At 71.1% G+C, this 10,948-nt stretch carries 7 protein-coding genes and 1 pseudogene; 3 read left to right on the forward strand and 5 right to left on the reverse strand.

What is annotated here, in order from left to right; genetic code table 11:
• Positions 1 to 340: 340 nt before the first annotated feature.
• A complete protein-coding gene (locus tag ACWIGI_RS38905; protein ID WP_454208643.1) occupies positions 341 to 697 on the reverse strand; it encodes a helix-turn-helix domain-containing protein in 357 nt (118 codons plus the stop codon).
• Between the two features lie 302 nt (positions 698 to 999).
• On the opposite strand from ACWIGI_RS38905, the gene ACWIGI_RS38910 reads away from it, so the two are divergent.
• Positions 1,000 to 2,406 carry a lipase family protein gene (locus tag ACWIGI_RS38910; protein ID WP_454208644.1) on the forward strand — a complete coding sequence of 469 codons (1,407 nt, stop codon included), beginning with the start codon at positions 1,000 to 1,002 and terminating at the stop codon, positions 2,404 to 2,406.
• Positions 2,407 to 2,686: 280 nt separating this feature from the next.
• On the opposite strand, the gene ACWIGI_RS38915 is transcribed toward ACWIGI_RS38910, so the two are convergent.
• The 3 genes and pseudogenes from ACWIGI_RS38915 to ACWIGI_RS38925 all read right to left on the reverse strand — a co-directional run bounded on the left by ACWIGI_RS38915 (position 2,687) and on the right by ACWIGI_RS38925 (position 6,707).
• The gene (locus ACWIGI_RS38915) at positions 2,687 to 3,943 is read right to left on the reverse strand and encodes a glycosyltransferase (RefSeq protein ID WP_454208646.1); all 1,257 of its coding nucleotides are present in this window, start codon (positions 3,941 to 3,943) and stop codon (positions 2,687 to 2,689) included.
• Between the two features lie 263 nt (positions 3,944 to 4,206).
• Positions 4,207 to 5,415, reverse strand: a pseudogene (locus ACWIGI_RS38920) (glycosyltransferase); the annotation flags it as partial.
• Positions 5,412 to 6,707, reverse strand: coding sequence for a condensation domain-containing protein (locus ACWIGI_RS38925; RefSeq protein ID WP_454208648.1), 1,296 nt, complete (start codon positions 6,705 to 6,707; stop codon positions 5,412 to 5,414). The pseudogene ACWIGI_RS38920 and the gene ACWIGI_RS38925, both read right to left, overlap by 4 nt.
• Before the next feature lie 293 nt (positions 6,708 to 7,000).
• Here ACWIGI_RS38925 and ACWIGI_RS38930 point away from each other — a divergent pair, with 293 nt between their 5' ends.
• Together ACWIGI_RS38930 and ACWIGI_RS38935 are read left to right on the forward strand one after the other, a co-directional pair.
• Complete coding sequence (locus ACWIGI_RS38930; protein ID WP_454208650.1) at positions 7,001 to 7,570, forward strand: NAD(P)H-dependent oxidoreductase; 570 nt, start codon at positions 7,001 to 7,003, stop codon at positions 7,568 to 7,570.
• Between the two features lie 93 nt (positions 7,571 to 7,663).
• Positions 7,664 to 9,319 (forward strand): alkaline phosphatase D family protein, encoded by a 1,656-nt coding sequence (locus ACWIGI_RS38935; protein ID WP_454208651.1) that lies wholly within the window; start codon positions 7,664 to 7,666, stop codon positions 9,317 to 9,319.
• Here the strand turns inward: ACWIGI_RS38935 and hutH are convergent, their stop codons facing one another.
• Positions 9,320 to 10,849, reverse strand: a complete 1,530-nt coding sequence (gene hutH / locus ACWIGI_RS38940; RefSeq protein ID WP_454208652.1) for a histidine ammonia-lyase — start codon at positions 10,847 to 10,849, stop codon at positions 9,320 to 9,322.
• Positions 10,850 to 10,948: the final 99 nt, after the last annotated feature.

Raw genomic sequence — 10,948 nt, forward strand, 5'->3', positions numbered from 1 at the left:
GGCAGCTTCTTTTTTTTAAAACATATTGTATTTACCATTTGGGTAACCAAACCCCCCCCCCCCCGGGGCCGCGCGGCGCCCGGGACCCCCCTACGCGCCTCGCGTCGACGGGTCATGAACCGGCCGGATGGCACCGAATCACCGTTGATTCCACCGTCCACCCGGCCGGGAAGCAGGTCGCGCGCCGATTCGGCGCGCCCGCGCGAAAGATGGGAGGTCGCCGGGAATCGGGCGAATTCGGGGGCGACCTCCCGGCTTCCAGCCTGCCGGATGGCATGCCGCCCGCCCAGGGCCGAAGACGCCACGTTCGTACGAACACGCCACGGTGGCCGGAAGAAGCTCAGTTTCGCAGGGCCCAGCGGCGCAGCGCCCGGCGTAGCGAGGCGGGATCGGCGTAGCCGAGCAGGGCGGCCTGCTCATCCCTGGTGAGCCCCGACCCGGCGCTCGCCAGCAGGCGCCGGTGCCGGGCGCGTTCGAGTTCGCGTCGCCAGGTCGTGCCCTCGTCCGCCAACCGGCGCTGCAGTGTGCGCGGGCTGACGGCGAGCCGCCGCGCCACCGCCTCCAGGCCCGCCTCGCCCGCGGTCAGCGCGGCGTCCACTTCGTGCTCCAGCCGGTCGGTCCATCGGATGGACCGGACCGGCGGCCCAGGCGGCGCGATATCGAGAGCGGTGCTCCCCTCCGACCGTCTTCCGGCCATGAAACGCGCCCTGGGAGCGCGGAAAACGACATTCATGTGTCCTTACCCCGCCGCGGCACAAGTATGACCGGTGCACACCGGAATTCCGCGGTCGAGTATCGAATTACGTTTCCGCGCAATAACTCTCGAGTTCGTCCGAGTATCGCGAACGCGCGCGCGAATTACACGCGCCCGGTGAGGCCGACCACATCGGGGTGATTTCGCCCCGGCGACATCGCTTATTGCGGTCCGGGTCACAGGGATGGCATAGTGGGCGCAATTCTGAGACCGAGAAGTCTCACAGTCCGTGAAGGAATGTACCCATGAAGACCAGGGACAGGTTCGGCCGGTTGGCGCGGTTGGCGGTGATCCCCCTCTCCGCGCTGGTCGCGGTGATGGCGATGACCGTGCCGGCCGCCGCCGAGCCGGACGCACCGGCAACGCCGCCGATCGAACCCGTGAAGATGATCCCGCTCCCGCCCGAGCTCGATCCGGGGTTCTACCGCCCCGCGCCCGAGATCGTGGCCGCCACCGCGCCCGGTGGGATCATCGCCGCCCGCCAGGTGAATCTCGCCAATTTCGGGCTCATCCCGCTCAACGTGGACGCCTGGCAGGTGTCCTACCGGTCCAATGACAGCCGGGACGACGCCATCGCGGCGGTCGCCACCCTGATCAAGCCGCGGGGCACCTCGCCGACCCCGCGGAAATTGCTCTCGGTGCAGATCGCGGAGGATTCCACCCAGGGCTACTGCAGCCCGTCGTACGCGCTGCAGCACCTGTCGCCCTCGACCTTCCTGGGGCAGATCGTCGCGCCCGCCGAATTCCTCTTCGCGCAGGCCGCGCTGCAGCAGGGCATGGCCGTGGTGATCCCCGATCACCAGGGCCCGAATTCCGCGTACGCCGCGGGCCCGCTCGGCGGCCGCATCACCCTCGACGGCGTGCGCGCCGCGACCTCGTTCGCGCCGCTGGAAGCCGGACCGGGCGCGCCGACCGCGCTGTACGGCTACTCCGGCGGGTCCATGCCGACCATGCACGCCGCCGAGCTGCGCAAAACCTATGCGCCCGAACTGAATATCGTCGGCGCGGCCTCCGGCGGCACCGGCGCCGATCTGGGCGCGGCGCTGAACATGGCCAACAACCAGGCCACCGCGGGCCTGGTCTTCGGCGCGGTGCTCGGCCTCTCCCGCGAGTACCCGGAGTTCAAGGCTCTGCTCGACACCAAGCTCAACCCGGTCGGGCAGGTGCTCAGCGCGATCAAGGCGCCGCTGTGCGTGCAGTACCAGACCGCGCTGCTGCCCTTCCTGAACATCTACGGCCTGATCAACAGCCCGGATCCGTTCGCCGAACCCGCGGTGCAGAAGGTGCTCGCCGATACCAAGCTGGGCACCACGCTGCCGGACATGCCGCTGTACATGTGGCATTCGCAGTGGGACGAGATCCTGCCGCTGGCCTCGGCCAACCAGCTGGTCGACACCTACTGCGCCGATCCGTCCGCCCAGGTGACCTACACCCGCGACTGGGCGAGCGAGCACGTCGTGGCCGAGGTCGTGGGCGGCCCGGCCGCGCTCATGTGGCTGTTCGACCGGCTCGACGGCAAGCCCGCGCCGACCGGCTGCTCCACCACCGACATGCCGTCCATGCTCGGCACCCCGGGTGAGCTGGAGATGCTCGGCCACACCCTGGGCGAGACCCTGGCGTCCTTCTTCGGAAAGCCCATCGGCGCGGCCTGATTCGGCCCCCGGCGATGCAACGAGCGCCGGCACGACACCTTCCGCGAGTGTCGTGCCGGCGTTCTGCTGTCCGGCGGAAGCCGGTCGGCGTCCCCGCTCGATGAGGACGAGCCGGAACGAGTTACCCAGCACGGGACACCCAAGGGCGCGTGCAGTTCCGCGACCCCGCACCGCAACCCGTTGCCGCCCCGAAATTTGCTGCCGCTCTGCGAATCACAGCCGGGCGCATCCGATGACACCGCGCTTGGGGGCAGAACCCGGGCCCCGAATACGCCGGACGTCAGTGCGCGGTCGCCGGTTCGGCGCGGGCGAGCAGTTCCTCGATGACCCGGAGCGTCTCCCCCGCGCCGTCTTCGGCGGTTATGCGGGCGGCGACCTGGACGGCGTTGGCGCGCAACGCGGTATCGGTCACGGCCCTGGTGATCGCGTCGGTGAGCCGGGGCGCGGTCAGCTCGGACTCGGCTATCAGGTCGGCGGTCACGCCGAGCAATGCGGTGCGGTGCGCCCAGAACCGCTGTTCGGGGATCTTCGGCACCGCGACGGTCGGGATGCCGGCGCGCAGCGCGGCGGCGCAGGTGCCCGCGCCGCAGTGGTGCACGGCCGCGGCCAGGTGGGGAAAGAGCCAGTCGTAGGGAATCTCACCGATGTTCAGCACGTCGTCGTCGGTGACGCCCAGCCCGGACCAGCCCGCCTGGACCAGGCCGCGCACCCCGGCCGCGCGCAGGGCGATGCGCACCATCGCGCCCAGCTCGGCGGTGCGCTCCGGGGAGTTCATGTTGCTGCCGAAGCTCACCAGCACCGGGGGCGGGCCCGCCGCGAGGAACTCCACCAGCGCCGCGGGCGGTTCGAAACCGTCGGGCCGAGCGGGCCACCAGAAGCCCATGACCTCGAGGCCCGGCCGCCAATCCGCCGGTCGCGGCACCAGGGTGGGTGAGAACCCGTGCAGGATCGGCCATCCCGCCGCGGTGCGGCGCCGGCGCAGCGTGCGCGCCGAGATCCGGGGCAGTCCGAGCTCGCGCCGGAACCCGGCGATGACCGGGCGGTAGTACCGATCCACCACCCACGCTCCCGCGTCGGCGAACAGCCGATTGCCGAGCCGCCCGCGCGACCAGCCGCCGGTGAAGGACGGCGGGAAGTCGCCGGTGGCCGACATGTGCTGCAAACGCACACCGGCGGTGGGGATTCCACGCGCCTCGGCGAACGGATGCCCCGCGAACTCGGCGTACGGCGAGAGCAGCAGCAGGTCGACGGGCTCGTTCCGCAGCGCCGCGATCAGCCCCTCGCCGATCACCCGGAAACCGAGCCGGGTGTTGAACTCCTTGGTGATCCGGTCCTGGATCTCCGCCTCGGTCCCCGCGAACCCGAAGTTCAGACCCAGCTCGATGAACCGCAGTCCGCACCCGGAAATCATTGCCGCGTAGGGCTCGTGAGCGGCGATGGCCACCTCGTGGCCCGCCTCGCGCAGCCGCAGGCCGAGCCCGGTCAACGGCGCGACATCCCCCCGCGTACCGATCGCGACGATCACTATCCGGCTCATCGATCTCCCGCTTCCGTGAACGCCGATGTCGCGGTGGGCTGCGCCGGCGTCGCCCGAATCATCGCGGTCGGCGCCGCGACCACCTGGGTATCGGCGGACTGCCCCGGGACCGATGAGGTTTCAATGGACGGCGTTGTCGCCACCGGGGTCTCGACGGTCGGCACCGCGGCCGACGGGGCGGCGAGCGACTGTGTCGAGGTGGCTCCCCCCGATGCCGCGATGGTCGCCGCCGGTGAATTCGCCAGGTGCGCTTCGATGATGCGCACGGCGGCGCCGATCCCGTCCTCGTCCGCGAGGGCGGCGGCCGTGCGGGCCGCGTTCATCCGAACCCCACTTCCGGTGACCGCCAGGCGGATCGCGGCGGCCAGGCGATCGGCGGTCAGTTTCGGGTACGGAATCGTCGCGGCGCTCACCCCGAGCCGCTGCAGTCGGTCGGCCCAGAAGGGCTGATCCGAATAGACCGGGACGCCGACCACGGGCACCCCCGCGCGCAGCCCCGCCGCGGTGGTCCCGGCGCCGCAGTGGTGCACGACCGCCGCCATGCGCGGGAAGAGCCAGTCGTGCGGCACCTCCCCGATGGTCAGGATGTCCTCGCCGGTGACGTCGAGCTGGAGCCAGCCCGCCTGTACGACGCCGCGCACACCGGCCTGCGCCAACGCCTCGCCCACGAGCTTCGAGGCCCGCGCGCTGTGTTCGGCGCTGTCGACCATGCTGCCGAAGCTCAGGAAGACCGGTGGCGGTCCCGCTTCCAGGAATTCCACCAGCTCGGCGGGCGGTTCCCAGTTCAGCGGCCGCGGCGGCCACCAGTACCCGGTCACCTCGAGACCCGGACGCCAGTCCGCCGGACGGGGCACGACGTGCTCGGAATATCCGTGCAGCACCGGCCATTCCGCCGCGGTGCGGCGACGCCGCAGTTCGCGGGCGGGCACGACGGGCAGGCCCAGTTCCGCGCGCAGATCCGCGATCGCCCCGCCGTAGGCGCGATCCACGATCCACGCGCCGGCTTCGGCGGCCATGCGGTTGCCGAACCCGCCCAGCGAGAACGCGCCCATGGACGACGGCGGATTGTCGGCGGTCGCGGACATCGGCTGGAATCGCAGCCCGATCGCGGGAATCCCCTTGGCCTCCGCGAGCGCGAGAGCGGCGAATTCCGCGGGCTGTGCGCACAGCAGCAGATCGGCGGGCTCGTCGCGTAGAGCCTCGATGATGCCCCGGCCGGTGGCGCGCACCCCGGCGGGCGAGGCGAAAGCCCAACCGGCCTTGCGCTTGTCGACATCCGGGGAGGTCATGTCGATGTCGAGATTGGTCGCCATGAGCCGGAATTCGAGTCCGCAACCGGTGACCAGTTCCTCGAAGACCGAATGCGCGGCGACCGTCACCCGATGCCCGGCCTCGCGCAGGCGCACCCCCAGACCGGTCAGCGGCGCGATGTCGCCGCGACTGCCGATGGTGACGATGACAATGCGGCTCACGCGCCCGCCTCCACCGTCGCCAGGATCGAAAGCCACTGCGCCACGATCTCGTTCACCCGCTCGATGCCGATGCCGCCGGTGGGCGAGTGCACCGAGTAGTGCACGCTGCGCACGCCGTCGAGTTCGCTGGTGCCCAGGAACATGCTCATGTCGAAGACCGTCAGGCGCGCCTGTTCGGCCGAATGCGCGCCCGGAATCCACACGCCGACATCGCCGAGGAAGTTGAAGTAGTACTTCGGGAAATTGAAGCGTGCCACGTGCGGCCAATTACCCGGGTCGTGCCAGAAGAGCAGGGTGAAGTCCTCGGGGTGGGCGGGAAAGCGGGCGATGGCATCGCGCAGGCGGGCACCGTGGTCGCCGGGCGCCGGGCGGACCAGCCAGGGATAGTCGTCCGAGAGCCAGGCCACGGTGCGGCTCAGGTCGGTACCGGGGCGCAGGCGACTGTAGCGGCCGTGCTTCTGGACCTGGATCGAGCGCGGTACCCCGAGCACGTCCTCGATGGCCAATCCCAGGGCCACCAGCAGGATTCGCGTGTAGGAGGCGTCGAACGCGCCGGGCAGCGTGTCGAGCAGGCGGGCGGCGACCGCGCCCTCGATGACGCCGTCCCGGTGCGCGGAGGCCGGTTCGGCGGCGCGCTCGAGCAGATTGGGTTCCGAATCCGAGGCCGCGAGCCAGGATTCCAATTCCCCGGCGCGGGTGGGCGCGAGTTCGTCCAGGAATGTCGCCCATTCCGAACCGGTGATGGGTTCGGGCGTCAGCGAAATGGCTTCGCCCGCTTCCCATTGCCGGACATAGGTGGCGACGTCGTCCCACATGACCCACATGGCCACGCCGTCGATGGCGATGTGGTGAATGGTGAGCAGCAGGATATTGACGTCGAACGAGCGGGTGAGCAGCGCGGCGGTCACGATCTTGCCGGTCGGCGGATCGATGCGCAGATTGCTCTTCGCGGTCTCCTCCGCGATCACCCCCGCGATCTCGTCGGGTCCCACGTCGTCGATGTCGACGAGCCGCAGATCGATTCTGTCGCTGTCGGTTTCGGCGCCGATCTCGGTGTCGATCAGGCAGGCGGCCTCATCGCCGTAGGTGTACCGGCTGCGCAGCGATTCGTGATTGTCGATGAGTGCGCCGAGTAGTTTGCGGCCGTCGTCCGCGCCCATCGAGACCGGCACGGGGCAGGGAATGGTTATCCCGAATACGCCCGGATTCGCGTCCCAGGTCAGGAATTTCTTGGCGGCTGCGGTGAGCCGCCCGGGGCGCAGGGCCGACTGGTCCGTCCGGGTGGAATTCATCAGGCAAATATTGAATGCGCAGTGCCGGTTGGCAACCGGCCGGATACCCCAGTCATGACCTCGATCGGCGGCCGGTACCACCGGGCGGAATACCAGCGGCGGCGGGTACCACCGGCAGGGGTACCCGCGCCCGCGCCCGCCGGCACGGTCACGGGCCGGCCGAATCCGGCGATTCGCCGGGGCGAAATACCGTTCCGGCCACCGGATCGCAAGTCCGCCGGGTACATTCGATCGGCCCGTCACGATCTCGACCATCGCTGCCGTGAGGTTCCCGCGCGTCCACCGGAGGAGTCATGACACCGCTGCATGTTCTCGCGCTCGTCGGCAGTCTGCGCGAGGCCCCGGTGAGCAGACGGTTGGCCGAAGCCGCCGAGCGGACGGCGCCGCCGGGTATCGAGGTGGCGATCTTCGAGGGGCTGGACCGCATACCCGACGCCGTCCCGGAGTCCGACGAGCCCGCCGAGGTGCCCGACGCGGTCGCGAACCTGCGCGAGTCGATCCTGGTCGCGGACGCGGTCCTGGTGCTCGTCCCCGCGATCGACGATCTCCTGCCCGAGCAGTTGCGCACCGCGATCGACTGGGCCTCGCGGCCCTACGGCGAGGGCGCGCTGGAGGGGAAGAAGACCGCGCTGTTCGCGCCCGCCGGCGGGGTGAGCGCGCAGGCGCGGGCCCTGGTCGATCTGCGCCGGATCATCACCGTGGCCGGTGGCGTCCTGGTGGAGAACGCGTGCGCGACCATCGGCCGGGGCGCGGACCGGCCCGAGCACGAGCATCCCGCCGACGACGCCGACACCGTCGCGCAACTCGTCGCACAACTGCGCCTGCTCGGCGCGGCGGTGCGGCCCGGAGCGGTCCGGGCCTGATCACGGCGCCCGGCACCGGGTGGTAAGCCGAAGTTCCGCGGGGCACCGTTCGGTGTTCATGGAGCGGCCCGGGTACGGGAAGTACCGTGAGATATGGCCATGTCGCGTCGGCAGTTGTTGAGATTCGGCGCCGCCGGATCCGCCGCGGTGCTCGCGGGCACGGGCGTAGCCGCCGGTAGCCGCTTCGCCCGGACCCGCCCGCTGGGCGGTTACCCCTTTCGGCTCGGGGTCGCCTCGGGCGATCCGCTGCCGGACGGAGTGGTGCTGTGGACCCGGCTCGCGCCCGATCCACTCGCCCCGGACGGGCACGCGGGCATGGCCAACGCGCCGGTCACCGTGGAGTACGAGGTCGCGCACGACGAGGCGTTCACCCGGGTCGTGGCGCGCGGGAGCGCGGTGGCCGCCCGCGAGCTCGGGCACAGCGTGCATCCGGAGGTCGGCGGCCTGGAGCCGGACCGGTGGTACTTCTACCGCTTCCGTGCGGGCTCGGACATCTCCCCGGTCGGGCGGACGCGCACCGCACCCGCGATCGGACAGGCCATGGCGCGCATGCGTTTCGCCTTCGCCTCGTGCCAGTCCTGGAGCTCGGGGTTCTTCACCGCCTACGACCACATGGCCCGCGAGGACCTGAATCTCGTGGTGCACCTGGGTGATTACATCTACGAGCGCGGCTGGACCAACGGCCGGGGCAAGCCGGACGAGGAGGCGCCCACCGGCGAAGCCGTGGATCTGCGCGGCTACCGGCTGCGCTACGCCCAGGCCAAATCCGATGATTCGCTCATGTCCGCGCACGCGGCGTTCCCGTGGCTGGTGACCATGGACGACCACGAGGTGGACAACAACTGGGCCGGGAACTCCGGCGGCATCGGCGTGGACGTGTATCGCCTGTCGCCCATCTTCCGGCGTCGCCGGGCCGCGGCCTTCCAGGCCCTGTACGAGCATCAGCCGCTGCGGATCGCGCAGCTGCCCTCGGGCCCGAACATGCTGCTGCACCGCCGCTACGGATTCGGCGACCTGGTCGACTTCACCCTGCTCGACACCCGCCAGTACCGCACGAAGCAGGCGTGCGGCGACGGCAGCCTGGTGGCGGGCTGCTCCGACAGATTCGCCGGCGATCGCACGATTCTGGGTGCCCGGCAACGGGATTGGCTGCTGGACGGGCTCACCTCCTCCCCCGCGCGGTGGCAGATCCTGGGCAACCAGGTGGCCATGGCGCGCTCGGACTACGACACCGGTCCGGGGGTGAAACTCGGCACCGACGCCTGGGACGGCTATGTCGCCGACCGCAATACGCTGCTCGGAACCGCCGCCGATCGCGACGTGCGCAACCTGGTGGTGATCACCGGCGACCGGCATCACAACTACGCGGCGGATCTGCGGCGCGACTTCGACGATCTCGACTCCGCCGTCGTGGCGGCCGAATTCACCGGCACCTCGATCAGCAGCGGCGGCGACGGCGCGGACATGAACGACACCGGCCGCACCCTGCTGGCCGCGAATCCGGACGTGAAGTTCTTCAACAGCCAGCGCGGGTACGTCCGGGTCACCCTCGATCACGATCGGCTGCACAGCGATTTCCGGGTGGTTCCGTACATCCGCCGGCGGGGCGCGCCCATCGCCACCCGCGCCGGCTATGTGGTGAACGACGGCGTGCCCGGTGTGGTGGAGGCGTGGACGCCCGCCGCACCCGACTCGTCCGCGCCCGGCGCCGCCAATCAGGCGGGCGGGGCGGGCGGCAGCGGCAACTGATCAGTCCAGCGGGCCGGTGATCGACTCGGCTGCCGCGACCAGGGCCCCGGTCGCGGCCAGGCGCACCGCCGCGTCGATCTCGGGCGCGAGGTAGCGGTCGGCCCCGGGGCCGGGGACCGATGCGCGCAGCGCGGCGACGACCGCGGCGGTCGCGGGCGCGGGGGTCAGCGGCGCGCGCAGGTCGATTCCGCGTGCGGCGGTGAGGATCTCGATGGCGAGTACGCGGGTGAGGCCGTCGACCGAACGGCGCAGCTTGCGCGCCGCGGCCCAGCCCATGGACACGTGGTCCTCCTGCATCGCCGAGGACGGAATCGAGTCCGTGCTGGCCGGATTCGCCAGCCGCTTGAGTTCGGACACGATGGCGGCCTGGGTGTACTGGGCGATCATGTGCCCGCTGTCGACGCCCGGGTCGTCGGAGAGGAAGGCGGGCAGCCCGTGGTTGCGGGCCACGTCCAGGAAGCGGTCGGTGCGCCGCTCGCTCATGCTCGCCACGTCCGCGGCGACGATGGCCAGGAAGTCCAGCACGTACGCGACGGGCGCACCGTGGAAATTGCCGTTGGATTCCACGCGCCCGTCGAGGGTGACCACCGGATTGTCCACCGCGGCCGCGAGTTCGCGCTCGGCCACGGTCCGGGCGTGCGCGAGGGTGTCGCGCGCCGCGCCCGCGACCTGCGGGGCGCAGCGCAGGGAGTACGCGTCCTGGACGCGGGCGCAGTCCGCGCCGCGATGGCTGGCCACGATCGCCGAATCCGCCAGTACCCGGCGCATGTTCGACGCGGCGACGGCCTGTCCCGGATGCGGGCGCAGCGCCTGCAGGTCCGCCGCGAACACCCGGTCGGTGCCGAGCTGGCCCTCCACGCTCATGGCCGCGGCCACGTCGGCCAGCGTCAGCAACCGCTCGAGGTCGGCCAGCGCCAGCACCAGCATGCCGAGCATGCCGTCGGTGCCGTTGATCAGGGCCAGGCCCTCCTTCTCCCCGAGCACCATGGGAGTCAGGCCGTGCCGGTCCAGAGCGGCTGCGGCGTCCAGGGTTTCACCGTCGGCGGTGCGCACCCGGCCCTCGCCCATGACGGCCAGGGCCACGTGCGCCAGCGGCGCGAGGTCGCCGGAACAGCCGAGGCTGCCGTACTCGTACACGATCGGGGTGAGCCCGGCGCCGAGCAGATCGGCGTAGGCGCGGGCGAGTTCGGGGCGCACGCCGGTCCGGCCGGTGGCCAGGGTCGACAGCCGCAGCAGCATGAGCGCGCGCACCACCTCGGGCTCGACCTCGGCTCCCGAGCCCGCGGCGTGCGAGCGAATGAGACTGCGCTGCAGCTGGGTTCGCAGCTCCGGCGGAATGTGCCGGGTGGCCAGGGCGCCGAATCCGGTGGACACCCCGTACACGGGTTCGGGGTGGCCGGCGAGCTCGCGGATCCGGGCGTGGCTCGCGGTCATGGCGGCCACCGACTCAGCGGACAGTTCCACCGCCGCGCCGTGCCGCGCCACGCGGAGCACGTCATCGCGACCGACGGGCCCGACGCCCACCGTCACGGGATCGCTTCCCGCAGGTCGGGCGGCGGTGTGATCGATCGAGGCGCGCAACGGCCTCTCCCTTCTCCTCGGCGAGCCTGACCCCCCGGGCACGATCGT

It is taken from the genome of Nocardia sp. NPDC055321 (genome assembly GCF_053645575.1).

What these genes read in the sequence shown, in the direction of transcription:
- ACWIGI_RS38925 (WP_454208648.1), bottom strand. Translation starts at nt 6,707, where the DNA reads ATGAATTCCACCCGGACGGACCAGTCGGCCCTGCGCCCCGGGCGGCTC.
- ACWIGI_RS38935 (WP_454208651.1), top strand. Translation starts at nt 7,664, where the DNA reads ATGGCCATGTCGCGTCGGCAGTTGTTGAGATTCGGCGCCGCCGGATCC.
- ACWIGI_RS38915 (WP_454208646.1), bottom strand. Translation starts at nt 3,943, where the DNA reads ATGAGCCGGATAGTGATCGTCGCGATCGGTACGCGGGGGGATGTCGCG.
- ACWIGI_RS38930 (WP_454208650.1), top strand. Translation starts at nt 7,001, where the DNA reads ATGACACCGCTGCATGTTCTCGCGCTCGTCGGCAGTCTGCGCGAGGCC.
- ACWIGI_RS38910 (WP_454208644.1), top strand. Translation starts at nt 1,000, where the DNA reads ATGAAGACCAGGGACAGGTTCGGCCGGTTGGCGCGGTTGGCGGTGATC.
- ACWIGI_RS38905 (WP_454208643.1), bottom strand. Translation starts at nt 697, where the DNA reads ATGGCCGGAAGACGGTCGGAGGGGAGCACCGCTCTCGATATCGCGCCG.